The sequence below is a fragment of the Rheinheimera sp. UJ63 genome (genome assembly GCF_021568285.1).
Classification (GTDB): domain Bacteria; phylum Pseudomonadota; class Gammaproteobacteria; order Enterobacterales; family Alteromonadaceae; genus Alishewanella; species Alishewanella maricola.
The window spans coordinates 339,555-364,439 of record NZ_JAKGTQ010000003.1; the positions used below are offsets into that span (position 1 = coordinate 339,555).

Below are 24,885 nucleotides of genomic sequence, written 5' to 3' on the forward strand. Positions count from 1 at the left end.
GATACCCGCAAAGCACAGCCGTTATTAATCACACAGCGGGATTTTTACCGTAAAGGTGGTACCCTGCCCTAAGGTTGTCTCAAGCAAAATGTCGCCTTTCACTTCAACTAATAATGATCGCACAATTGAAAGCCCTAAACCGGTGCCTTCGCCGCGTTTTTTAGTGGTGAAAAATGGCGTAAACAAACGGGCCTTCGTTTCATCAGTAATACCGGTACCATGATCCTGCACCGCAACGTAGGCATAATGCTCATCATGCCAATGCGTTAAACGGATGAGTTTTTCGGCATAGCCCGCCATCGCATCTTTCGCATTGTTAATCAGGTTAATCAACACTTGTTGAATGGCTGTAGTATCGATGGCTGCGCAGTGCTCCGTCGCTGTAATAGTGGCTTGGATCACCACGCCGTCTTTACGTAGCAATTGATCCATCATTTCTGCCACCTCTTGCACTACCGCAGGTAAATCGCATTGCGCCTGTTTATTTTCTGGCGGCGAGTTACGCGATAAGCTGTTTAACCCGGAGACGATTTTCATGATTCGTTCGGCAGCGGTCATGGCTCGCTTATTGGTTTCCATAGCATCCGCTATGGCAGGGGGTTGCTCTTCAAATGCAATCTGTTGTAATTCTAAACTGGATAAAATAATCGCTAACGGGTTATTAATTTCATGGCCGATAGTTGCGGCAAGCTCCCCCAACGAAACCAAGCGAGCTTGCTTGGTTGAGGCATCTAATGACAGCTGAATAGCCTTATTTTTAGCAATTTCTTCCGTGATATCCACATTAGTACCAATCACTTTTCTCACTAAACCATTCTCTGCTAACAACATATCAGCATGCGCCCGAATAGTACGAATGCCTTTTTTCGGATGATTGATCCGAAAGGAATGTTGAAAGGTTTGTTGCTGGTATATCGCTCGCTCAAACGCTAGCCGCGCATTTTCTTTGTCGCTTTCAAAAATACAGGCGCTCCAACTCTGGTATTGACCATCAAAATGCTCGGCATCGACACCATAAATCTCGAACATCCGATCGCTCCAATACAAGGTGCCGGCTTCTGTATCTAAACTCCAGACACCAATATCACTGCCATCAGCAATCACTTTTAACTCAAGATGGCGTTGCAGTTTAATTTGTAATAAATAGGCTTCTAGCAGTAAAACTTGTAACTCTTCAATCAGCGATTTATCCAGCCAGGTCCAATTTTCACAGCGATCTTTCATCACTTCTGTCCAGACAGAGAAAGAGCGTCTTGGCGATAAATGGGTCTGTTGCTGCGCATCAGCGAGGGTTTTCTCGTAGGAATTACCCGCCCAATTAATCTGCGTGATGGCTTCTTTCCGACATAACAGCAAACAAGGTGCTTGTTCAACACTGGGATCTTCAGCGATTAATCGGATGACACACACCCCGGCGACATCGGTTTGCCGCTGCTCTGGCGGCAGTAGAGGCTTCAGTGAATCAATAAAGATCACAGTATCAGGGTTAGATAGTAATGTGGTTTGTAATACTGAAAACGCTTCTGTGGTTAAACTGCTACCAAAACCTCTTAGCTGAGTACCATCAAACCAAGCCACCCCATCCGCCCGAGTTAACTCTAAAATCTTGCTGGAAATGTGCTGATGCGTCTTAGGGTTATCAATAAATTTTTGAATATCCCCGATGGTTAATGCTCGGCGCAAGCTGCGGTTTTTATTAAACAGCACTTTAGCTTCTAAGCGTTCAATAAACAAAGCACTCATCAAGGCGATGGTTTCGCAAGACAGTCGCGTTTCATGATTTAAATAATGCGGGCCGCGGTAATGATGACACGCCACCAAGCCCCACAGCTTGCCATTGACAATCAGCGAGATCACTAAGGTGGCTTGTACACCCATATTTTGTAAATATTGGATATGCAGCGGTGAGATCGCCCGAGCATCAATGCCTGTCATATCAATGGCAAAATCAACCGTTGGCGCCAGCAACAGGGGTACTGGGGTATAGTTTACATCGGCAATTAACCGCGTTAACTTTTTTTGATAGAGCGCTCGCGCTTTCACCGGAATATCAGATGCGGGGTAATGTAAGCCTAAAAAAGATTCCAGCTCTGTGCTTTTCGCTTCGGCCACTACCGAGCCATTCCACTGTTCATCAAACTGATAAACCATGCAGCGATCAAAACCAATGTAATCACGCAGCATTAGCAATAAAGTATTGAATAATTCGGTACGGCTTTTACAAGGCAATAAGTGAGAAATAATATGCTGGGCTTGGCTTTGGGCATCATCACTGGTGGCCGAGGTTTGAACAACCGCTTCTATTTCTATCGCATGCCAGTTGGGTTGATCACTTAGCGCATGACAGCGTAAATGGTAAGGTTGTTGCTTAATACTTAATAGTTGATTTGATACCCCAGCTGCAGTGCAGTTAACCTGCTGAAAACAGGCTAAATCGGTAAATTTTTGTGTAAGCACCTGCGCGGAATTAAGCTGCATCTGCTGTAAAAAATTTTCTGATACGCCTTGAATGCTCAGCTTATCATCTAAAATAAATAACCAAGCAAACGGTTGGATCGCCCCTGGAATATGAATAGGTTCTTGGTCGCAATTTGCTAAGGTTACCGGTACTCGCTTGTCCATATCTAGCCTATTCTAATGAGCAACAAAGAAACACGATAACGGCTGCACTCAGGGTTAAATACCAACTTGCCTGCGCTCGGCTAACTTGGCTAATAATTGCCCCACTCTAATGGGTTTGATTAGCACAAAATCGACACCGGCATGCAAAAACTTAGCTTCATCACCCTCTTGCGCAAACCCTGTCATCACCGCAATCATCGCGTTTACCCCAAGCGCACGAATACGCTGAATTAAACTGAGCCCATCCATCTGCGGCATCGCAAAGTCAGTCACCAATACATCGATGGCCTGTGGCTGTTTGGCTAAGAATTGTAACGCGGCTGAGCCACTGTAAAATACATTCACCTCATGGCCTTGATGATGCAGTAACTTGGCGAAGGTTTCAATGAATTGCACTTCATCATCGACTAAAACAAAACGTAAGGAGTCTGTTGCCAATGCTGGCTCTGTAGCCTCGGGATTATCTAAAGTCGTATCAGGAGATGTCATCGCGCGTTTTTTATCCATGTGATTAAGCTTACGCTTGTCCTTTTTAAAATGAAATCCTCAGCAGTTAACCGCCACTGCTAAGGCTCATGCAAACTGTTGTGCTTTAAAAATTTACCTATGCCGCCTAATACTTCGCAGTTGTAATTGATAAACCACTTATTCAGCGGCTATGTCAGTAGCAACAGGAACAGGTAATACACTGAACCAATCAATGATCTGTGAAAAACATCGTTGCGCTGCCAGGGTTATTGCGGTTGTCGAGAGCTGCTGCTTTGCAGCGTAAGTATTTAAATCCGCACACCATAACGGCCAATGCGTTGCCGCCTGGCTTTGCTGGCTGAGTTGCTGATAATAGGCAAATGGATAACTCGTATTCAGTGCCGAAGCCCGTAAGCGAGCTAAAATAAACTGTGCCCCTAAACTGGCACCATGCCAAACGTAACTATAGCCCAAATAATCTTCGGGCGAACAAATTGTGGCGGCGGCTGGCTCGGGCAAACAGCAAGGCGCAGAAAACCCCGTGATATCTTGTTGTAGTGCGAGTCCATGATCGGCAATGTGAGCAAAATCCGGGATCGCATAAGTCTGTGCTGCTAAGGCAAATTGAGGTTGCCAGCATGATAACAAGGCGGCAAAACCGCTTATCACGGTTTCGTAGTGAGCCGCGCTAATATTTGCTGAGCTAAGCGCTTGAAATAACGCCAACTGATCCAGCTGCGTATGCTGTTTTAGGGTAGCACTTTTTAACTGATTACTTAGCGATAACGTCATAACATCCTTCACAGCAAACGTTTTACCCGCAACACCCAGCGGTTTAATTTACAGCTTGTGGTTTTTCAATACCCGCTAAAATGTCGTCTACCATCGCCGCTAACACCGCAGGCTCGGGTTTGAGCTGAGCATAGGTTTTAAGACCAATAATTTGCGCCTGTAAAGTGCGGCTTAAACGTTCAGGTGGCGCAGAAAGCACAGCGCCCTCTGCAACCGCCTGCTCAAGTAATGTTTTAAAAGCGAATTCAATATTTTGCAATAGCGTTTTAGCCAATTCAGCTAAAGCCGAGCCTTCTGCGCTTAATTCGGCCACTGTTTTTACTAACATACACACTTGGCTTGGTTCATGCTGCGAACCGAGCACTTGCGAACGGACAAACTGTTTTAACGTTTCCAGCGCCGACTGATGTTGCGCTTGTGCTGATGCAAAGGCCTGCTGCCCTTTTTCTGCATAATGTAATAATGCTTCGTGATACAAGCTTTCTTTATCACCAAAACTGGCATACAAGCTGCCTGGTCGTAAATTTACCGCATCCAAAAGATCTCGCATCGAGGTTCCATTAAAACCACGCTGCCAAAACAATTGTTGCGCTTTGCTGATCACCTCGGCGCGGTCAAATTTTATCGAATTGGCCATCTTGCCCTCGTCTTAAACAGGTAAAAAATAACTTTGAACACTTGCTCAACTTGCTTTATAGTACCTCGCCTGCGTTACCAAGTAAATTAACATTTACCGTCTCGCCGACTTACGATATCAAACTAGGAGCCAAGATGTCAGAACAAAACCTCAGATCCTTGCAGCCAAGATTACAATGGTCTTTATTGTCACTGCGCTTAGGCGTATTTATTGTCATGTTAATGTGGACGCTAGACAAATTTGTTAACCCGGCACACAGCGCTGCCGTGTTTGGCAAATTTTATGCTTTGCCCGGTTTAACTGCCGATATTTTTACCGTTCTTGGCGTATTGCAGCTGATCTTAGTATTAGCATTTGTGGTCGGTTTTAAGAAGCGCATTACCTACGGCATTATTTTACTGATGCACAGTGGTTCAACTTTCTCAAGCTATGCACAATACTTAGACGGCTTTAATAACCTGCTATTCTTCGCGGCGTGGCCGATGCTAGCCGCTTGTTTAGCCTTGTATCTGCTTCGAGATGCCGACACTAAATTTACCCTGGGTAAATAAATTATTTCTTAACCGGTTTATCGTTTCGAGTTGTGTCTTTAACACGGCGAAACGGTAAGCTGAGTAAGAAAGCTAAACCGGTATTTTGCTCAGGTTTCAGATATTGCACCAAACCAATATCTAATTGCGCATCGCTTTTCCGTGCTTTTTCACAATAACTACCAAACAAACGATCCCAAACGGATAAATTAAAGCCGTAATTACTATTGGTTTCAACAACACGCTGACTGTGATGAATACGATGCATCTGCTGCGTCACGATAAACCAACGCAGTGGCCGCTCAATCATCGCCGGTAAACGAATATTGCTGTGATTAAAAATCGCGCTGGCATTTAAAATAATTTCAAATAGCAGCACCGCAAGCGCCGGTACGCCCAGTAAAAATACCAAGAGCAACTTAATAAAGTAACTGAGCAGAATTTCTAGTGGATGAAAGCGCAAGCCACTGGTGCTATCAATATGCGGATCGGCATGATGTACTTGATGTAAGCGCCAAAGCAGGGGTACGCGGTGAAATAATCGATGCTGCCAGTAAATTGCCATATCTAAAAAAAGCACGCTCACCAACACCATTAGCCAATACGGCATGGCGAACAGATACCACAGGCCAAAACTTTGCTGCTGATTTACCTGCGCTAGTGCTACTAAGCTAATTGGCGCTAATAAACGCATCAACAACGTGCCAGAAACCATTAACAACAAATTTGTACGCCAACGCCAAGACCGACCTACCGGATCACGCCGGGCCGGTGCTAACGCTTCCCACAGCATCATCAGCAACAACATGCCTAAAAATATTCCTAGCCGATAATAATGCTCATGCGCCATGCTGCTTACTCCGCTTGCTCGTAGTGCTTTAATGTTTTAAAACCGCCAATAACCCGCGTCACGATGGTGATACCGGCGGCAAAAGCAAAGCAATAAGCCAGTAGGCTAAAATGCTGCGGCCATACACAAAAAGCGACAAACAATAAAATGGTTTCGGTGCCTTCAGTCAGACCATGTAAGTAGTAAAAACTTTTATGGGCAAATTGTGGCCGCGCTAATTGTAAACGCTCTGCTGGAATGGCAAAGGCTAAAAAACTGGAGCCGGTACCAATAAAGCTGGCCAACAACACCGCAGCCGCTAAAGCATTGGCGGTTGGATCAGCCAAAGCAAAACCCAAAGGTATGGCGGCATAAAACAAAAAGTCTAAACTAATATCTAAAAAGCCACCGGAGGCGGTACTGCTGTTTTGCCAGCGCGCCAAGGCACCATCTAAGCCATCCACCACGCGATTGAGCAAGATCACGAGCAAGGCGGCAGTATAGTTTTGATAGGCTAGCAAGGGTAAAGCCAACATACCGAACAAAAAACCCAGCACAGTTAACTGATTAGGGCTTATTTTCCACTGATCTAACTGTTTTACCAGCGGTTGCATTAACGGTTTTAACAAGGGTGTGATCTTAGCATCTAACATGTGGCGGCCTCCATTTCAGCTAGGTTTATCAACCGCCCAGCGGCAGGCACATCAGCCTGATCATGGGTGACTAACAGCGCAGGGATCTTCGCTTGCTGAATAAAGTTAAACACTAACTCGCGTACTTCTTGGCGCAAACGGCTGTCGAGTTTGCTAAAAGGCTCATCTAATAATAACGCTTTAGGCTGCGCTAGCATCACGCGCAACAATGCCACCCGCGCTTGTTGCCCACCCGAAAGACTCGCCGGATTGCGCAATGCCATGTCAGCTAACCCCACCGAGTCTAACGCCGCTAAGATCTGCGCTTGGCGCTGTGCACCTTTAATGGCTTTAGGCATGGCAAAAGCGATATTCTCTGCCACATTCAGATGAGGAAACAATAACGGATCTTGTAATAACAACCCCATGTGCCGTTGATGCGGCGGCAAGTGAGTGATGTCTTTACCATCTAACACTATTTGACCAGACGCGCTAAATTGCGGCGCCAATAAACCGCTCAGCCAATTCAGTAAACTCGATTTACCACTGCCCGACGGGCCCATAACCGTCAGTACTTCTCCAGCATGGATCTCGGTACTGAGCGACAGCAAAGGCTGCTGCTGACGACTTAACTGTAAAGCGTTGATCTGAAGCGTGCCGCTATTCATAAATCCTATCTCATTTTACTGCAACAGAGGCGTTGCTTTGCGTCTTGGTGCCAGGCTGAAAAAATAGTTTGCTGCACCAATAGGCTAGCAAGAAGGCCAAAGCAGGTAACAACATTTGTAATAAGGCATATACCGCAACCAAACGGCGGCTGCCGCCATTAGCCAAGGCAACGGCTTCGGTGGTTAGCGTAGCAACCCTACCCGCACCGGTTAACAGTGTGGGCAAATATTGACCAAAACTGACCGCTAGCCCTAAAGCCAAGGCCAATAAAATTGGTTTAAACAATAAGGGCAATTTAACGCGAACAAACACGGCGCCCGGCGATAAACCCAAACTTGCTGCGACACTTGCCCAGCGCGGATCCAACAAACGATAATTGCCCGCTAACGCCAAAAACACATAAGGTAATACAAATAAGCTGTGACTGGCGATCACTGTGCCCATACCTGGGGCAATGCCCAGTTGCTCTTGTAACCAAACAACCCCAAATAAAAAGGCGATTGCCGGCACTAACAACGGTAAATAAATAATACTTTGGCTCAACCAAGAGAGCGGTTTTTGCCGCACTTGCTCAGCTTCTAAGGTGGCCAGTGTTAACAGCAAGGCCAAACCACTGGCCGCAAATGCGACGACTACGGCATTTAACAGCGGTAAACGAATAAATGGCAGTGCCGTGAGCCAATGGCTGAGTTGCAAGGTGTCGGGGACTAAATCGGGATAAGACCAATAACCCGCCATCGACCACAGTATTAAGCCCCCCATCGCCAATACTAACGTCAAGCCAACGAGGCCTAAAATTAACCAGCTTAAACGTTGCCAAACAGCATCGGCATAACTTCTGCGGCCATTACTTAACAGGCGGCCTAAGCCCCACGCCAGCAAGCGCTCGGCACACCACCATGCGAGCAGTACACTTAACACTACAGCTAATTGCAATACGGCACCGGCCGAGGCCATAAAACGGCGATGTAAATCGACATCATTAAACCACTGCACAATCGCTACAGCGAGCGTCGGTGGCCCTGATGGGCCAACAATTTGCGCGATTTCGACATTGGCACACCCATAGGCTAACACCGCATAAATGGGTAAACGTAATTTAGGATAAAGCTGCGGTAACACCACTTTGCAAAAGGCCGTTAATCGCTGATAGCCCATACTTTGCGCCAACTGAAACTGCGTTAACACTGTGCTGTTTGCTAAAGCAGCCAGTGACATAATCATTAAAAACGGTAATTCTTTTAAAAAGAGCGCCAACATAATACTGACGCCGACAGCATCATTGGGGAGTAACCAATCTGGCGGTGTTTGCCAGCCGGTGAGCAAAGCAAATACCCGACTAAAAAACCCCGATGGGGTGAGCAAAAAAGCCATGGCAATCGCGGCCGTAGCATGCGGTATCGCTAACAACGGACTAAAGATCCGCTGTAGCAGCATCATACCTCGGCTACCATAAAAACAGCCTAGTAATAACAAGCATACCAGCAACGCCAACAGGCTACTTAACACGCCGCTTGTGACACTTAATGTGACCATCTGTGGTAAACCCGGTTGTTGCCACAATTGCTGCCACGCCAGTAAATTAACCTGCTGAGAGCCCAGCGTGGGCAACCAACCAAAGGCCGGTAACAACACACCAATTAAACCGCCTAACACCGGCAGGACCAGCAGGGCGAATAGCAACCAAGGCGCTACCCTGATACCCCAGTCATAAAGTGACTGGCCCAGTTTCATGGTTGCACCCCATAACGTGCTAACCAAGCGGCGGTAAGCGCCCTACTCCAACTCGGATGCGGCTCAGCTAAGGCTGTGGTCGTGCTTGCTAGCGGCAAAGCAGCCGGCTCGGTTTGTGTTGTACTGGGCCAATTTAATAAGCGGCTGTCTAAAACGGTGCTATCCCCCCATACCGCTAATTGCTGTTTGTGCCACTGTGCTTCTGGCGACAATAAAAAGTTCGCCACCAGCTTGGCCGCGGCGCTGTGCGCGGCATTAAACGGGATCGCCACAAAATGTACATTGGCTAAACTGCCATCCTGCATGGCATAGCTGCGGGTGCTGCTTGGCAGATCGTAACGACGCACCGCGGCAGGAATGCTGGAAGGCGCAAAACTAAACGCCAGTTGTAATTCTTCATCACTGACCAAACGCATTAATTCATTGCCGCTGCTCGGGAAATGCCGACCTTGACGCCATAAGTTGGGATGTAATTTGGCTAAATATGGCCACAGCACTGCGGTCATTTGTTCAAAGCTGGCGGCGGTGACAGGCTGATACAATAACGGGTCTTGCTGATTAAGCACTAATAATAATTGCTTTAAAAAGCTTACGCCTAAAAAATCAGGCGGCCTGGGGTAAGTAAAACGCCCTGGCTGTTGCTGACTGAATTCAAGCAGTGTTGCCATCGTGCGAGGCGCTGAAGCAAGATGCTGACTATTGTAATAAAAAACCAGCTGCGCTTGGCCCCAAGGGGCTTCCATCCCTAACGTCGGCAAACCAAAGTCTAAACGCATTTGCGGGTTTTCGTCAGCATTCACATAAATGAAGTTGGGCAATTGCTCAGCCCAATCTGCTTCTAACAGCTGCCGTTGTTGTAAACTGGCAAAGTTTTCCCCGTTAATCCAAATCAGATCAACACTGCCATTACGATGATTGTTGGCGGCCTTTTCAGCTAAGATGCGGCTAACCGCTTCGCCTGTATCTGCCAGCTTGACGTGAGTAAGACGAATACCATAACGCGCTGCTACTTCTTGGCCGACCCACTGAATATACTGATTGACCTGCGGATCGCCGCCCCAAGCATGCCAGTACACAGGTTGATTTTGGCCTTGTGCGATGATCTGCTGCCAGGCGGCACTGTCTGCAACAGCCATAGCTGACATGCTAGCGTGCGCTGAGGTGCTATTTTTACTAGCCACGTTTGTATTTGCCGTTTCTGTTACGCTAGCGTGGGCCAAAGACAGACTGGCGCATAACAACACACTACATTGGCACAAGCTTTGGCAAAACCAAGCCAAATTACTGCGCCACTGCATTCAACCGCCAATCATAATCCAGAAAAGAAATCGGCAGCTTGCCTGCCGCTAACTGCTGCTGTTGGCGTTCATCCAGCTGTAACGCCTGTGCATAGCGCAACAAAAAACTCGCCAAACTGCGGCTATCGCGCCAAGGTTGTTGGAAATCTTCTTTGTACCATTTAAAAATTGCCGACAGCTGCAAGCGTTCGTCAGTGGCTAAATTGCGCGAGCGATCGGACAGAAAACGCACCGTTTGCTGCTCTAATTGTTGTTCTAAAGTGGCCGCGTTATAGGCTTCTTCACGCAACGCCGGACAACCGATACTGGCACAATTCACGGCAAAATGAATGCGCGGCTCGTTAAAGTCACCGCTGCCGCGGATCATCTCATGTTCGATTTCATCTAAAGAACGGTGTTGACCTAATAAAGGAATAAACCGTTTCTTCCACGGTGACTGAAACAAAGTGCCCAGATCTTTGATAGAGTCTAAGTTGGGATACGCCGTTAAAATCAACTGTAATGTCCAAGCGTTATAAGCATTGAGCAAAAAGGCTAAACGCTCTGCCGTAGGCCATTGCTTAAATGTACTCATTTCTACAGCGCTTAACGAGGTTAAATAGGCCTCAAGTTGCGCTTGCTGTTGTTGCAACAACCGGTAATTTACCGCGGTGGCATGGCCACCGGGCAAAGCATGCACCGTTTGCTGTAATAACTGGGTCAGCGGTTGATGTTCAAAGGTGCGCGCTTGCCCCTGTAAACTAAAACACAGTAGCCATAACAGTGTTACAAAACGCATAAGCTTATCCTTTTAAGCGCCAGTGATGGTATTTTTGCAGCAGCGATAAAATCGTTGCAGGCGCATGCGCACGTTTCCACTCGCCGGCGGCGTATTTATTGGCTTCGGCCCAGGTTGGATAACTGTGAATGGTCCCCAAAATTTTGTTTAAGCCTAAACCGTGCTTCATCGCCAAGACAAATTCAGCCAATAAATCGCCGGCATGCTCAGCAATAATGGTCACCCCTAAGATCTGATCTTTACCCGGCTTAGTCAGCACTTTCACTAAGCCTTGCGCAGCCCCATCTGTGATGGCGCGATCTAACTCACCTATGTCAAAGCGCGTGACTTCATAAGCGATGCCCTGCTCTTTGGCTACTTGCTCATTGATGCCCACTCGGGCCACTTCCGGATCGATAAAGGTTGTCCAGGGGATCACACGATAATCGACTTTGAATTTTTTGAACTGACCAAACAACGCATTCACCGCGGCATACCAAGCTTGATGAGCGGCCACATGCGTAAACTGATAAGGCCCAACAATGTCCCCTGCCGCAAAAATATTCGGTAATAAGGTTTCTAAATAGTCATTGGTTTGGACTGTCCGCGAGGTTTCAATCCCGAGCTCTTGCAAACCAAAACCCTCTAAGCGTGCGGTACGGCCTACAGCACAAATTAATTCATCATAAGGCAAGGCCATTTCTTGGCCTTGATGCTCGACGATTAAACATTTTTTCGCATCTTGTATTTCGCAGCGTAATGCTTTGTGCGACGTTAATAGCGTTACACCACTGCTTGTCAGCGCTTTGTGGGCAAAATCACTGATCTCACGATCTTCTTTGATCATCACCCGCTCGGCCATTTCGACTTGCGTCACTTCACTGCCAAGCCTGGCAAAACTTTGCGCCAGCTCACAGCCAATGGGCCCACCCCCTAAGATGACTAATTTAGCCGGTGGCTGCTCACGTTCGGCTAAAGCCTGCCATAAGGTATCACTGGTTAAATACCCCAGCTCTTTTAAACCGGGTAAAGGCGGCACAAACGGCTGTGCCCCCGCGGCAATAATAATGCTGCGCGCGGTAAGTTGCTGCACACGGCCATCCGTCAGCGTGATCTGCACCGTCCATGGATCGAGCAATTTGCCATAACCCTGCAACACCTCAACCCCTAAATTGGTATAACGTTCTACGCTATCATGTGGCGCAATATCAGCAATCACTTGCTCAATGCGCGCCATGACTTTTTTAAACGAAAACGGCGCAAGCATGCCCTGCTGATGACTCAACGGCTCGGCCGCCGCTAGACCATAATGCTCGGCATGCCGCAGCGTATGCGCGACCTTGGCACTTTTAATTAACGCTTTACTGGGTACACAGCCAAAATTTAAGCAATCGCCCCCCATTTTATGCGCTTCAATTAAGGTGACTTTGGCTTTCACCGCTGCCGCAATATAACTGCTCACTAACCCCGCTGCGCCGGCGCCAATCACAATCAGGTTTCGATCAAACTGCTTTGGTTTTTGCCATTTCGCATACAAGCGGCGCTGATTAATCAGTTTAATTAAGCCTTTCGCCAACCAAGGGAACAAGCCTAATAGTGCAAAAGACAACAGCATATTTAACGATAAAATACCGGCTAAGCTGTCAAGCTGTGCTATCTGCGTACCCGCATTCACATAAACAAAGGTACCGGCTAACATGCCTACTTGGCTCACCCAATAAAAAGTCCCTGCCCGCAGCGCGGTTAAACCCATCAATATGTTAATGAGAAAAAACGGGAAAATGGGCACTAATCGCAAGGTAAACAGATAAAAGGCACCATCTCGATCAATGCCTTGATCAATGGCTTTTAGCCGAGTAGAGAACTTTTGTTGCAAGGTGCTGCGCAGCATGTAGCGCGCCACTAAAAAAGCCAAGGTGGCACCGATGCTTGAGGCAAATGACACCAATAACAAGCCCTGCCATAAGCCAAATAAGGCCCCTGATGCCACAGTAAGAATTAATGCCCCCGGTAAAGACAGCGCCGTAACCAGTACATAAAACAGAAAAAACCCACCCGCGACCAGCCAAGGCGACGCCTGATACCACTGGCTAAACTCTGTTAGCCCTTGCTTTAAACCGGCAAAGGTTAAAAGCTGATGCAGGTCGAAGTAAAAAAAACTGCCCGCAAGCAACAGCAATAACAGTAAAACCAATATTTTTTTAAACATAGTATCCACTTATCAATTTAAGAGCGCAGCATTAAAAACGGTAGGTCACCGAGGCTTTTACATTACGGGGTAATTCAGGAAACACCAAGGTTGAGCCAAAATAACCGCCTTCAAATACCGGCCGCCAGTTTTGCTGCTGCGTCACGTTAAGCACATCCAGTCGCATTAACCATTGTGGGCTCAGCTGATAACTACTGTTCAGATTAATATGATACTGATCGCGAATTTGCACCGTGGCTAAGAAGTCTAACGGATAGCTCTTGGTATACACCGTGGCTAACCCCACTTGCCACAGCTCGGTTAATTGATAACCGGCGTTCAAAGACAAAATTGTTGAGGGGATCCCCTGTACTCGGCCAGATGATGGCGCAAAGCCCGCAAAATTCGGTGCGCCAATGCCGGTACCGGCAATAATATCGGGGCGTGAGTTATCAAAAGCATCAGCAACTTGCTGGCTATCTTGAAAGCTCGCTGAATCATCATAACGCGCATCTAAATAGCTGTAGGCGAGATTAAACCAATATAACTCGGCGCGGTAAAACACCTGCGCTTCAAACCCAGCCGTACGAATACCGCTGTTGCTGCCGTCACGATTACGTAAGCTGCGCCGCTGTTGAAACACCGCGGCATCAGCATACCAGCTGCTCTGCACGGGATCGTACTTAATACCGGTTTCAACTAAGGTGTTTTCGGTGGCAAAGTTAAGCGGGTTAATTTGATTGTTCGCCCCCAAAACCGTGCCGCCAGCCATACTGTTAGAGGTTGCTTCGTTGTAATTAGCGCTGGCATACAGCACTAAATCGGGCTGCAGTTTATAACTGACACTCAGCATACCGCTAGACAGTAATTCAGCATGGCTATCTTGCGCCGCTATTTGCCCTGCCGGCGGCAACGCATCACGGGCGGTCACGTCATACTGATCGGCACGCAGGCCAACAATGCTGCTCCATTTATCACTCCACTGGCTGTCGTGCTGCACAAACACACCCGTTTGCCAGCTGGTTGAATCCGTGGTGTCGGATAAGGAGAAATCACCGGTGCCGTCGTTATTAATATCGTATTGCGCACCGGGTGACACATAAATACCGGGGCGAAGCTCGACTAAGCGCGCTTGCTGTGCTGGCATTAACGGGATGCGTCGATTAGACAGCGGCCCGGTTAAATCAATAGGAAGATCCGCTTCGGTAGTAAATTGGCTGTAGCCCAGCACATCGTTATAACGGACATTCAGCCCAAAGGTGGTTTGCTGCGCTGCCTGCCACTGATATTGGAATTCGGTACGGTTTTCAAAGGTATCAGCACCATCAATAATCTCAACAAAACTGTTGCCGGCAATCTCTTCGCGGCTTAAATGCTGAAAATAACTGATATTGCGCACTAACCACTGCTCACTGAGTTGCTGTCGGTATTCACTGTGTACTAAAAAAGTTTGCGCTTGGTTAGTATCGTCTGGATCGGTCAGTACTTGATTGCGCGGCAACAGTACTTGGCCCGTGGGCGACACGAGCGCAAAGGCACCGGGTACGGTGCTGCCATTAGGCTGACGACCTTGGCCGGTGATATACAAGCCCGAATCGATCAGCGCTTGGGTTGGTCGGTTAATGCCAGCGATGTCGGTATAATTGGCTTTATAATATTCGGCGCTCAGATCCCAACGCGTATCGGCATCTAACTGCCAGCGACCACTGACATAAGCGCTGGTACTGCGATGATGGCTAAAATCATAAAAACTGTCTTCATCAATATGCTCTAAGCTTAGGCGCACACCGGCTTCGTTCTCCAATAGCGGCTGATTGATATCTAGCTGCGCCCGATATTGCTGCCAACTGCCCGCACTGACCCTCAGCTGCTGACTGGCTTGCTCTAGCGAGGCTTTTTTACTGACCAAATTGACATAACCGCCGTTGCGCTGGGTGCTACCGAGTATCACCGGTGGTGGCCCTTTTACAATATCGAGTTGCTCAATCGCATTAAAGGATAACGGCACACCAAAACCATTATTACCCGCTTGGCGACGAATACCGTTTTCAAACAGCTCACCTAACTGACCGCGTAAACTGGGTAAACTGGGCGCGCCAAAGCCAGAGGCCGCATAACTATTAGGCGTTAGGGCTAAAATATCTTGCAGTGAGGTAATGGCATATTGTTGCATCATCTCTTCAGTAATCACCGTGACCGAGCGCGCAATATCGACTAGCGCTTTGTCATCACCAAAGCTACCGCTGACCCGGGCAAATTTCGGCGAAATACGGTCGTCATCGCTTTGCACACCTTTAACGTTAATCACTTCGACCGGATCCGTCTGCTCAGCAGACTCGGTTGCTGCCATGCTTTGCGCTAAGGTTTGAGCTGAAGCGGTGAGAAGTGTCAGCGCAATCGCTGCCGCTAAGGGGTGATAATGAAATCGCAAAATAAATACCTTCTTTTTATAAGAATAAGTGAGATGTCAGTGCTGAAACGTTAAATGCCGATAAGCCTACTGACTTAACTATAATGTAAAAAACGCACCACTCGGTGCGTATTATCTCTCTATTGTTGGTTTAGCTAAAAATAGTTACAGCATTAGGAAAATAAATGTCTGCCAACGCGAGGCCAAAGCAGAGATAACTGCATGATTGCTTATACTGAAAAAAGCCGCCTCTAGCCCAACGACCTTAAAAAGAAGAACCTAGCTGTTGCAGAAAAACGAGCGCTTCTAGGGTGGAAACGTGGCCGAGAATGGCATTATGTTGCGGTTAGCAGCTAAAGCGCAACATAATCTCAGGGTAGGGATGTTCAAATTTCAGGGTGTTTTCTAGCCGCGTTTGGTTAATATGTTACTGCATAAGCAACCCTAGAACTAAAACACCTTAATTAGCCAACGCAAGCCAGAGCCTCGATCAAGCTAAGGCTCCGGCGGGATATTATATTGGCTTGGGTTATGAGTAAAATAAGCCTATGCGTGCCTTAGATTTTACCTCGCGCTTTTTAACCGAAATGACTTGAGCAGATCAAAACAGCCGGCGCAGTAGTTTATCTGCGCCTTAGTTCAGCTTTTGCACTAGCTCAGCTAAATCTTGCACCACGTAATCAGGTGCAGCCGCCAGCGGATAGAGGGTTTTGCCAGGCCTTGCCACAAAAGCGGTTTGCATACCGGCTGCTTTCGCGCCAGCAATATCCCAGCCGTGTGCCGCAACCATTAACGCCTCTTCTGGCTTAACGCCTAATTTAGCTAACGCCCAAGCATAAGCCCTGAGATCGGGTTTATACACTTTAATGTCTTCAATACTTAACCGTTGCTCGAAATAGTCGGTTAACCCCGCATGCGCAAACTGCGTGGCGACACCGTTATTCGATGAGTTGGTTAAGCTGACCAGCCGGTAACCTTTGGCCTTTAGTGCCGCCAAACCGGCTTTTACATCAGGGTGTGCTGGTAGTGACAATAAAGGCCCCTTGATCGCCGTCAGGGCTTGTTCTTCGGTTAAACGGATTTGATTACTCTGCGCCACCATCAGCAGCGCAGCCACACCAATCTTGCCAAAGTCTTGGTAATCACCCGTGACAGTGGTCACTAAAGAATGATGCAACATGGTTGAAAACCATAATGCGGTTAAATCGTCTCGGCCATTTAAAGCTTGGCCGATAGAACTGCGCATCGTTTCTAAATCTAACAGTGTTTCGTTAACATCAAAAACAATGACTTTAGGTTGAGTAGCAGCGTGACTCATCATTCCGGTCCCTAATAAAAACAGTAACACAAAAGCCAACCATGACCGTTGGCAACGGGGGATAAAAGGCATTAGTCGTCAATTCCTCAGTGATTGATCAGACAAAGACAGCAAAGCGACGAATACTAGGCCACTTTGCTGTCGTCATTTAAGCAAATCATTTAAACAAACAAGCGAGGCTTATTTTGCAGACCAGCTAAATTTTTGAAATGGCGCATCAACCGGCGTCGCGGCTAAGTGATTGGTATAATTACTCATCACCTTCTGGGCTAAACCCAACACAATTTCTAACAACTGACGCTGGGTATAACCTGCAGCAAAGAAACGCTCAAGTTGCTCTGCTGAGGGTTTGCCGCGACTGCGCGTCATGGCAAGCGTGGTGTCGTGTAGTACTTGCAGCTTTTCTGTCGGTAAAGGCGCACGATTGCGTAATGCGTCGGTTAATGCGGCATCCACTTTCATCATATGCGCAATACCCGTATGCGCGGGCACACAATAACCACATTCATGCTCAACGTTGATGGTTTGCCATACTACCGTTAATTCTTCTGCATTAAATGACGATTCACTGAACAGCTTGTGCAGTACTTGATAGCCGTCTAACAACCCAGGCGCTTCTGCCATCACCGCATGTAAATTAGGAATAAAACCAAAGGCGCTTAATGAGTTTTGTAGCATTGGCTTGCTGTCATCTGGCGCGGTATCGACGGTGTGCAAAGTGAAGTGACTCATAATCATGATCCTTAGTTAATAGCGAGAAAGTATCTGACGACAATATTTGCCGCGCTGATGGAGTTACTATAACTAATTATGAACAGTCGTTCAAGTTATTTATGAGCAACTGTTCAAATATGTCAGTAATACACTTTCATAAAGTGTGCTATACCTGTGCATGCTGACGGATCAAGTTATGATAAATATGATGTAAGCGGTCTAATTCAGCGCGCTCTACCCCCGAGTGACCTGCCAAGGCTTGAATACTTAAATCCAGTTGATATAAGGTTTCGCGCATTGCCGTGCCGGGGATCATGCTTTGTAACCAACTGATGGCCGCCACACGCTGCCCGGCGGTCACTGGCATCACCTGATGTAAGGTTGCCGAGGAATACAACACCGCATCACCGGCAGCGAGCTTAACGCTTTGCTCACCAAAATCGGTTTGAATGACTAACTCGCCACCTTGGTAGTCTTCTGGCTCTGATAAAAACACCGTGATGGAGAGATCTGAACGCAATATCTGTTGATCCGGTAAACGCATAATGGCGGCATCGACATGCCAGCCATAATGCCCACCTTCTGCATAACTGTTAAAACACGGTGGATAAATACGATGTGGTAAGGCTGCAGCCATCAAACTGGCGTTATACCCAAACTTCGCCAGTAAACGATTAGCCAGTTGCTGTACCTGGTGATGATCACGGTCTGCTTGTGCATTGTGTTTCACTACCGCCGCCATCCCCATTGCACTGCCCTTGCCATCTAACCAAGGCACGTGTTGCAGCGCTTGACGAAATTCTGCCACTTCAGTTTTAGTCAGTAATTGCTTTAACACGTGCATGTTTTAGCTCCTAAAGGTTAATAATGAAGTTTAAAATTCATAGGTTAAGGTTGCACGAACAGAACGGGCATCACCCAAGTACATAAAGGCGCCAGAACGATAAGCCGCAGTCCAGTATTCTTTATTGGTGACATTACCGATATTCATACGCAAGGTGGTGGCCTCGTTGATGTTATAGTTGGCAAATAAACCCAACACGGCATAACTCGGTACCACTATGCTGTAATCGTTAATCGTGCTATTGAAACCGGCTGCTGTATCGGGCTGACCGCCATAGATTTCGCTTTTATAGCTGTAATCTCCGCCCAGCACTAAATCAGGCGTTAATTGATAACGTAACTGCACATATACACTTTCATCAGCAAAGTTACTTAGCGCCAAACCAATATTGCTAGGCTCAATTGAATCCAGCACCTCTGACTGCATAATGGCCGCACTGGCTTGCACACTGAGCTTATCGGTTAAATTACCATTGATGGCAAACTCGACACCCTGAATACGGTTTTTACCGGTGTTTAAAGTCCCTAAGGTTGAATAAGCATCGCCAACACTTTCCATCACATCAGACTTCGTTGTGGTAAACCATGCTGCCGCTAAAAATAAGCGTTCATCTAACAGCGACCATTTAGTGCCTAATTCAATATTTTGCACTGTTTCTGGATCGGCTAATGCTGCTTGTTCTGGATCGCCACAAAGACCGCCATAGCCACAGTTTGCGCCCAGATCAGACTCGCCACCATTAATGTTGGTCGCGGTGGCGTAACTTAGATACACGTTACCCTGCTCGCTCAAGCTGTATACCAGCCCCAAATGACCATTGTAAAAACGGTCTTTATACGCATATTGCACCGGCTGACCAGAGGAAAGGACATCATTACTGTAATCGATTTGATCTACCCGCAGCCCCGCGAACGCTTGCCATTTATCATTCAGTGTGGCGGTATCCATAACATACGCGGCTAGCGTTTTGGCTTTAAACAAGGCGTCTGAACTGCCCTTCTCGATATTACGGCCAATAATATTATCGGCATTCGCGTAAACCTCACCCATGCCATCCAGTAAGCAATAACTGTTACTAACTGACGAGCGCCCTGCAACACGGCAATTAGTGCTGTTTTGGTAACTGATATCATAGACACCGTTATCCACTTGCTCGTCACTGATTTCCAGACCCAATAACAGCTGATGTGCTACCGAGCCGGTTTGGGTATCCCAAAATAAATTAAATTGGCTGGCAAAATACTCAACATCTTGCCAACCTTGATGGGTACTTAGCACTATGGTCTGAGCATTCGGCGCTGTTAAATCAGAGGCATCTCGTTCAGTGCCACGGGCACCGGTCGCTAAATAACCGTTGCGGGTTTCCCCATAGCGGGTGGCATTATGAAAACGCAGATTATCCGCTAACTGCCATTCAACCCGAAAGGTCGCGGCGGCCACTTCTGAATGTAAAAAGTCTTCTTGCTGCGCATATACCGGAATATCACTTAATGGCTTGCGACTATCTTGTTGATAATAACTGCCTAAATCCGGTGTATCTTCGGCTTTTAAATAATACACATCAGCAAAAGTTTTAAGCGAACTGGCATTATCATACACCCCCGATAACAAAGCGCCTTCACGGCTGCGGCTAATTCCTTCGCGCCCTGGAGCATCCTCTGCCGTGCTCAGTAAATTGATACGGGTAGCAAAGTCGTTGGCAATCGGCGTATTGTAATCCAGCACAAGACGATGATGTTCATCCGTGCCGAGGCTGGCATCCATACGGCCAAAATCGTAAGACGTTGAGGCTTTTTTACTAATACTGTTAACGGCCCCACCCGATGAACCGCGCCCGGCAAAAGTCGAGCTGGGGCCCTTGGTAATTTCAATTTGTTCTGTGGCAAAACTTTCGCGGGTGGTCATGCCTGGATCGCGTAAGCCGTCGACAAATACATCTGAGCGCGCTTCATGCCCGCGAATAATATAACGATCACCAAAGGCATTACCGTTTTCGCCCGTGCCCAGGGTAACGCCCGCTTGTGCCGCTAAAATTTCTTTGAGATCCGACTTACCCGACTCTTCAATTTGATCTTTGGTTAAAACCGTAATGGTTTGAGGTGTATCGAGCAGCGGTGCCGTGCGACGCAAATCACCTGATTGCTCTACCTGATATTTAGAAAAACGTACACCGTGGATCTTAATTAATTCGATGGCCTGCTCTTGGCAATTGGGCTCGGCAGTATCGCACTCAATCACAATTTCTTCGGCAGAAACCTGCCCGAGTGTTAGGGCTAAAGTGGTAAAAAGCGCTTTGGAACCAAAATGGTTCGACGGGTGTTTAGAGGTTACTTTCGTCATTATCATTCCCTTAAAGAGGTAAACCAATCAGGGCCGAAAGCATAAAAGGTTTCGCCCAATCTGTAAACCTAAATGATAACTATTTTTATTTGCATGCGCATTATCTGAGCAGCCAACCCAAAAAAACGGCTTTAGACATAAAAAAACCGCCACAATAAAGGTGGCGGTTTTTTTATAATGGGCTTAACGCAGTTTACTTTTCTGGCTGCTGTACCAAAGATAATTGATACACATCGTGCCGTCGATCTTTCATGGTATGCACACTGCCGTGAGTATGTAACTCTTTTAACAGATCCAAATTAACATCAACAATCAATAGCATCTCAGAATTGGGCGTTGCCTCGGCTTTAATACCGGTGGTTGGAAACGAAAAGTCTGATGGCGTAAACAAGGCTGACTGCGCATATTGAATATCCATGTTATTAACACGGGCCAAATTACCCACTGCACCGGCAATCGCCACATAACATTCGTTTTCAATGGCTCGGGCCATGGCACAGTGCCGCACACGGGTGTAACCATTTTGCGTATCCGTTAAAAATGGCACAAATAGAATATTCATGCCTTGATCGGATAATAAGCGCGCGTATTCAGGGAACTCGACATCGTAACAAATCATAATGCCAATTTTGCCACAGTCGGTATCGAACACCTTGATTTTATTGCCGCCATGCATCGCCCAGTTGCGTTTTTCAGCTGGCGTGACGTGCACCTTGTCATATTGCTCCCAACTGCCGTCACGGCGGCATAAAAAGCCACTGTTGTGCAGTTTGCCATCATACATATAAGGCATGCTGCCGGTAATGATATTGATGTTGTAAGAAATGGCGAATTCAATAAACTTATCACGGATCGTTTCGGTGTACTTTGACAACTCGCGAATACTTTGCGTAACACTTAAATGGTTGTAATGCTCCATCAGCGGTGCAGCGAACAGTTCAGGGAATAAGATAAAATCGCTTTTATAATCTGACACGGCATCAACAAAAAACTCCATCTGCTCAAAAAGCTGATTGATATCTTTCATATTGCGCATTTGCCATTGCACTAAACCTAAGCGTACTTCGGCTTTAGGGGCATTGATTAGCTTTACCGATTTGGTGTAATAAATATTGGCCCATTCTAATAAGGTGGCATATTCTTGCGACTCGGTATCACCACGCAAATACCCTTTGAGTAATTTGCGCACATGAAAGCCATTGGCTAACTGAAAACTTAACACCGGATCATAGATCTGTTTGCTTTTTACCTTTTCAATGTATTGCTTGGCACTTAATTTTTCTGCATGTTCATTATAGTTAGGCATGCGACCGCCGGCCATAATGGCGCGCAAATTAAGATTTTCGCAAAGCTCTTTGCGTACATCATATAAACGACGTGCTAAACGTAAACCACGGTAGTCGGGGTGAATAAACACTTCGATACCGTATAAAATATCGCCATGTGGGTCATGATTATTAAACGAAAAACCGGTAACAATTTGCTCGTAAGTATGTTCGTCGCTGAATTTGCTGTAATCAATAATCAGAGAAAAGGCACAGCCAACAACTTTACCGTCCACACAGGCACAAATTTGCCCCTCGGGAAACTTGGCTAACAAGGTATCAATCACCTCTTCGCTCCAACTGAGCAATGGGCCTGATTTATACACCTGCTCAGAAGCATGGCGTAACTCAGTCATGTCTTCTTTGGTTAAATGGCGAATTTCTATATGGCTAGCTTCCATGAAGTCTCCTGCTTTCAATACACTATCTTTAACTTAGCTTAACACTATCACAAATAACCGACTACTACCGTATCACTCAGACCGTGTTTAATTGATTATTTAGGCTCAAAATGAAAGGTAGGTTTATGATCAACCCAAATTGGCAGAAGACTGGGCGCATCAATACCTTGGCAGTAGGTATCTATTCGCCCAGCTGAATTTACACTTGATAACGTGCCAGCAATTGCTTGGCTTCGTTGGCGGCCTGTTGCAATGCGTTAGCCGCATTTTGCGTTTCTTGAGCATAGGTTGAATTTTGTTCCGCGCCTTGCTTAATTGTCTCAACATTTCGACTGACATCTTCAGCGACGACACTTTGCTGCTCGGCGGCGCTGGCAATGTCGGCATTGATGGCATTAATGCGTTTTGAGGCATCTAACACCTGTTGTAATGCATTAACAGCTTGCTGTGCCGACTGGGTGTTATTTTCAGACATCTGTTGCTGCGCGGCTGAAAAACTCGACACATCATTCACATTACCTTGCAAGCGCACAATCATGGTTTGAATTTCATCGGTTGAAGATTGTGTTTTACCGGCTAAGTTTCGTACTTCTGAGGCGACCACCGCAAAACCACGACCTTGCTCACCCGCTCTAGCCGCTTCAATAGCGGCATTCAGCGCCAGCAAATTGGTTTGTTCGGCAATCGATTTAATCACATTCAATACCGTGGCAATATCTTCACTGGCCGAGTTTAACTCTTTCACCACTTTTGAAGACGCCGAGGCTTTTTCCTGTTGCTGCTCGATACTTTTCAATAATTGTTGTGTTTGCAGATTGGCTTTATCGGTTAACTCAAATACAGAACCCGCCACATGCTCTGCATCCACCGTACTTTGCGCCACTGTTTGTGCGGTTACTGCCATTTCGTGAATTGACGCCGCAGCATGATCGGTTTGTTGCCTTTGTGAAGCACTCGCTGCTGTGGCACGGTCTGCCAAACTGCTCAGATCGTTAGCTGAGTGCTGCAATGCTTCGCTGGTATGGGCAAACTTAGCAATAGTCTGGCGAACATGTTCCAGTAGCTGATTAAACTCTTGCGCCATAGTGCCAATTTCATCTTTTGTGGTAATGGATAGACGCTGTGTTAAATCGCCGCCGCCTTGGGTAATTTGCGTTAATCGGCTAATGGTTTGTGTTAAAGGTGCCGCAATCAAGCGATTCACTAACACTGCTATCAACACGATAATCAGCAAACCAATAAAAATCACAGCAAAACCAATTTTAAATGATTCAGCTCTTACCAGCGCAGCGACATCATCATGATTAATTGCCACAATGACTCGATATTGCCATGCAGGGTAATCATTATTAATGACGGTCCAATCACTGTCTGAGCCGGCTAAGATACTTTCAATTGCAGCAGTGGTTTGGTTATCTGAATGCATCCGCACACGGTTTTTGTCATCGACCACGGCCACAAAGCCTTTTGATAACAATTTGCTGTCTTTAATACTGGCTTCAAGTTCAGTTAAGTCGGCTTTGTAACCAACATAAGCAATTCCCACGACTTGCTGTGCCGAGTTGAATAACGGGGTATAGCCGGTGAGATAAGGCGTGCCTAAAATATCAACTTGCCCAAAAAAGGCCTTGCCTTGTTTTATTAATTCAATCACGGTACCGCTCGGATTTAACTGTGTACCAATGGCTCGCTGCCCATTCACCAGCACATTGGTGGCCACCCGTACAAAATTATCACCATCTCGGCTAAAAAGTGTGGCCGTGCCACCGGCGATATCGGTTAGCTCATCAACGAGTTTAAAGTTATTGGCTTGTGGTACATCGTTAATCAGTAAATCAGGCACCATAACCTCTTTAACTTGTACCGGTTGACTTAAAGCCACAGGCCCCTCCTGTTCAATCCGTTGCAACAACAATTTCATGGTACTGGCGACACGGTCTTGCATCAGATTATCGGTTACAGAAAGAAGTTTAACCACGCTGGAGTTGAGCTGCTGAGCGCTTTGTGTCACTTGCTGCTTTATTGCTGTGTTGGTGCGAACATAGGTCAATCCGACCGCGATCAGCATTAAGCACACTATTAATACGCTCACCGATAATACAAACTTTCGTTGAATAGACATATATTTATAGCCTCAAAAGTAATCGTGACGTGGGTACTGCGGATAACAACGCAGAACGTTGTCTAATATTATGTCGGCACACTACCTGATTTTATGACTTTGCGATATCGGTAGAGGCACTTAAACCCTAATACTTTTATCAATCAAAACTCACGCTGTTGGCAACAAGGCACACTGACTTAATGTTGACGAGTGTATCTGCCTATCTATAAGGTTTAGCAGATGATTGACCCAAAATACATTTAACGACAAAAC

19 protein-coding genes are annotated in these 24,885 nt (G+C 46.7%); 1 reads left to right on the forward strand and 18 read right to left on the reverse strand.

Features of this window, described 5'->3' with window-relative positions:
* Window positions 1-24: 24 nt before the first annotated feature.
* The 4 genes from L1N97_RS11690 to L1N97_RS11705 form a co-directional block, all read right to left on the reverse strand.
* Window positions 25-2,622 (reverse strand): ATP-binding protein, encoded by a 2,598-nt coding sequence (locus L1N97_RS11690; RefSeq protein ID WP_236129914.1) that lies wholly within the window; start codon window positions 2,620-2,622, stop codon window positions 25-27.
* 54 nt (window positions 2,623-2,676) lie between these two features.
* Window positions 2,677-3,129: a response regulator gene (locus L1N97_RS11695; protein WP_236129915.1), complete on the reverse strand. Its 453-nt coding sequence runs from the start codon at window positions 3,127-3,129 to the stop codon at window positions 2,677-2,679.
* A gap of 138 nt (window positions 3,130-3,267) precedes the next feature.
* Window positions 3,268-3,882, reverse strand: a complete 615-nt coding sequence (locus tag L1N97_RS11700) for a hypothetical protein (RefSeq protein WP_236129916.1) — start codon at window positions 3,880-3,882, stop codon at window positions 3,268-3,270.
* Between the two features lie 43 nt (window positions 3,883-3,925).
* The gene (locus L1N97_RS11705; protein ID WP_229585184.1) at window positions 3,926-4,519 is read right to left on the reverse strand and encodes a TetR/AcrR family transcriptional regulator; all 594 of its coding nucleotides are present in this window, start codon (window positions 4,517-4,519) and stop codon (window positions 3,926-3,928) included.
* A gap of 134 nt (window positions 4,520-4,653) precedes the next feature.
* Between L1N97_RS11705 and L1N97_RS11710 the strand changes: the two genes are divergently transcribed.
* Window positions 4,654-5,070 (forward strand): hypothetical protein, encoded by a 417-nt coding sequence (locus L1N97_RS11710; RefSeq protein WP_226750892.1) that lies wholly within the window; start codon window positions 4,654-4,656, stop codon window positions 5,068-5,070.
* Between the two features lies 1 nt (window position 5,071).
* Here the strand turns inward: L1N97_RS11710 and L1N97_RS11715 are convergent, their stop codons facing one another.
* The 14 genes from L1N97_RS11715 to L1N97_RS11780 all read right to left on the reverse strand — a co-directional run bounded on the left by L1N97_RS11715 (window position 5,072) and on the right by L1N97_RS11780 (window position 24,630).
* Window positions 5,072-5,899 (reverse strand): sterol desaturase family protein, encoded by an 828-nt coding sequence (locus L1N97_RS11715; RefSeq protein ID WP_236129917.1) that lies wholly within the window; start codon window positions 5,897-5,899, stop codon window positions 5,072-5,074.
* Window positions 5,900-5,904: 5 nt separating this feature from the next.
* A complete protein-coding gene (locus tag L1N97_RS11720) occupies window positions 5,905-6,531 on the reverse strand; it encodes a CDP-alcohol phosphatidyltransferase family protein (protein WP_236129918.1) in 627 nt (208 codons plus the stop codon).
* Window positions 6,525-7,178: an ATP-binding cassette domain-containing protein gene (locus L1N97_RS11725; protein WP_236129919.1), complete on the reverse strand. Its 654-nt coding sequence runs from the start codon at window positions 7,176-7,178 to the stop codon at window positions 6,525-6,527. The genes L1N97_RS11720 and L1N97_RS11725 overlap by 7 nt, the downstream gene beginning before the upstream one ends.
* A gap of 10 nt (window positions 7,179-7,188) precedes the next feature.
* On the reverse strand, window positions 7,189-8,913 hold the full coding sequence (locus L1N97_RS11730) for an ABC transporter permease (RefSeq protein ID WP_236129920.1): 1,725 nt from the start codon (window positions 8,911-8,913) through the stop codon (window positions 7,189-7,191).
* Complete coding sequence (locus L1N97_RS11735; RefSeq protein ID WP_268964720.1) at window positions 8,910-10,211, reverse strand: ABC transporter substrate-binding protein; 1,302 nt, start codon at window positions 10,209-10,211, stop codon at window positions 8,910-8,912. The genes L1N97_RS11730 and L1N97_RS11735 overlap by 4 nt, the downstream gene beginning before the upstream one ends.
* Window positions 10,195-10,989: a DUF547 domain-containing protein gene (locus L1N97_RS11740; RefSeq protein ID WP_236129922.1), complete on the reverse strand. Its 795-nt coding sequence runs from the start codon at window positions 10,987-10,989 to the stop codon at window positions 10,195-10,197. Before L1N97_RS11740 ends, L1N97_RS11735 begins: the two co-directional genes overlap by 17 nt.
* 4 nt (window positions 10,990-10,993) lie before the next feature.
* Window positions 10,994-13,177 carry an FAD-dependent oxidoreductase gene (locus L1N97_RS11745; protein WP_236129923.1) on the reverse strand — a complete coding sequence of 728 codons (2,184 nt, stop codon included), beginning with the start codon at window positions 13,175-13,177 and terminating at the stop codon, window positions 10,994-10,996.
* A 31-nt stretch (window positions 13,178-13,208) separates the two neighbouring features.
* Window positions 13,209-15,587: a TonB-dependent receptor gene (locus L1N97_RS11750; RefSeq protein WP_236129924.1), complete on the reverse strand. Its 2,379-nt coding sequence runs from the start codon at window positions 15,585-15,587 to the stop codon at window positions 13,209-13,211.
* Between the two features lie 613 nt (window positions 15,588-16,200).
* Entirely contained in the window at window positions 16,201-16,956 is a 756-nt protein-coding gene (locus tag L1N97_RS11755) for a haloacid dehalogenase type II (protein WP_236129925.1), read from the reverse strand.
* Window positions 16,957-17,064: 108 nt separating this feature from the next.
* On the reverse strand, window positions 17,065-17,616 hold the full coding sequence (locus L1N97_RS11760) for a carboxymuconolactone decarboxylase family protein (RefSeq protein ID WP_236129926.1): 552 nt from the start codon (window positions 17,614-17,616) through the stop codon (window positions 17,065-17,067).
* Window positions 17,617-17,764: 148 nt separating this feature from the next.
* Window positions 17,765-18,442, reverse strand: a complete 678-nt coding sequence (locus L1N97_RS11765; RefSeq protein ID WP_236129927.1) for a Fe2+-dependent dioxygenase — start codon at window positions 18,440-18,442, stop codon at window positions 17,765-17,767.
* 30 nt (window positions 18,443-18,472) lie between these two features.
* Window positions 18,473-20,782: a TonB-dependent receptor gene (locus tag L1N97_RS11770; protein ID WP_236129928.1), complete on the reverse strand. Its 2,310-nt coding sequence runs from the start codon at window positions 20,780-20,782 to the stop codon at window positions 18,473-18,475.
* Between the two features lie 193 nt (window positions 20,783-20,975).
* Window positions 20,976-22,508 (reverse strand): bifunctional GNAT family N-acetyltransferase/carbon-nitrogen hydrolase family protein, encoded by a 1,533-nt coding sequence (locus L1N97_RS11775; RefSeq protein WP_236129929.1) that lies wholly within the window; start codon window positions 22,506-22,508, stop codon window positions 20,976-20,978.
* Between the two features lie 199 nt (window positions 22,509-22,707).
* A complete protein-coding gene (locus L1N97_RS11780) occupies window positions 22,708-24,630 on the reverse strand; it encodes a methyl-accepting chemotaxis protein (RefSeq protein WP_236129930.1) in 1,923 nt (640 codons plus the stop codon).
* Between the last annotated feature and the right edge of the window lie 255 nt (window positions 24,631-24,885).

Excerpts from the sequence above, each read along its gene's own strand:
- L1N97_RS11690 (WP_236129914.1), bottom strand. The coding sequence starts at position 2,622 with ATGGACAAGCGAGTACCGGTAACCTTAGCAAATTGCGACCAAGAACCT.
- L1N97_RS11695 (WP_236129915.1), bottom strand. The coding sequence starts at position 3,129 with ATGGATAAAAAACGCGCGATGACATCTCCTGATACGACTTTAGATAAT.
- L1N97_RS11700 (WP_236129916.1), bottom strand. The coding sequence starts at position 3,882 with ATGACGTTATCGCTAAGTAATCAGTTAAAAAGTGCTACCCTAAAACAG.
- L1N97_RS11705 (WP_229585184.1), bottom strand. The coding sequence starts at position 4,519 with ATGGCCAATTCGATAAAATTTGACCGCGCCGAGGTGATCAGCAAAGCG.
- L1N97_RS11710 (WP_226750892.1), top strand. The coding sequence starts at position 4,654 with ATGTCAGAACAAAACCTCAGATCCTTGCAGCCAAGATTACAATGGTCT.
- L1N97_RS11715 (WP_236129917.1), bottom strand. The coding sequence starts at position 5,899 with ATGGCGCATGAGCATTATTATCGGCTAGGAATATTTTTAGGCATGTTG.
- L1N97_RS11720 (WP_236129918.1), bottom strand. The coding sequence starts at position 6,531 with ATGTTAGATGCTAAGATCACACCCTTGTTAAAACCGTTAATGCAACCG.
- L1N97_RS11725 (WP_236129919.1), bottom strand. The coding sequence starts at position 7,178 with ATGAATAGCGGCACGCTTCAGATCAACGCTTTACAGTTAAGTCGTCAG.
- L1N97_RS11730 (WP_236129920.1), bottom strand. The coding sequence starts at position 8,913 with ATGAAACTGGGCCAGTCACTTTATGACTGGGGTATCAGGGTAGCGCCT.
- L1N97_RS11735 (WP_268964720.1), bottom strand. The coding sequence starts at position 10,211 with ATGCAGTGGCGCAGTAATTTGGCTTGGTTTTGCCAAAGCTTGTGCCAA.
- L1N97_RS11740 (WP_236129922.1), bottom strand. The coding sequence starts at position 10,989 with ATGCGTTTTGTAACACTGTTATGGCTACTGTGTTTTAGTTTACAGGGG.
- L1N97_RS11745 (WP_236129923.1), bottom strand. The coding sequence starts at position 13,177 with ATGTTTAAAAAAATATTGGTTTTACTGTTATTGCTGTTGCTTGCGGGC.
- L1N97_RS11755 (WP_236129925.1), bottom strand. The coding sequence starts at position 16,956 with ATGCCTTTTATCCCCCGTTGCCAACGGTCATGGTTGGCTTTTGTGTTA.
- L1N97_RS11760 (WP_236129926.1), bottom strand. The coding sequence starts at position 17,616 with ATGAGTCACTTCACTTTGCACACCGTCGATACCGCGCCAGATGACAGC.
- L1N97_RS11765 (WP_236129927.1), bottom strand. The coding sequence starts at position 18,442 with ATGCACGTGTTAAAGCAATTACTGACTAAAACTGAAGTGGCAGAATTT.
- L1N97_RS11770 (WP_236129928.1), bottom strand. The coding sequence starts at position 20,782 with ATGACGAAAGTAACCTCTAAACACCCGTCGAACCATTTTGGTTCCAAA.
- L1N97_RS11775 (WP_236129929.1), bottom strand. The coding sequence starts at position 22,508 with ATGGAAGCTAGCCATATAGAAATTCGCCATTTAACCAAAGAAGACATG.
- L1N97_RS11780 (WP_236129930.1), bottom strand. The coding sequence starts at position 24,630 with ATGTCTATTCAACGAAAGTTTGTATTATCGGTGAGCGTATTAATAGTG.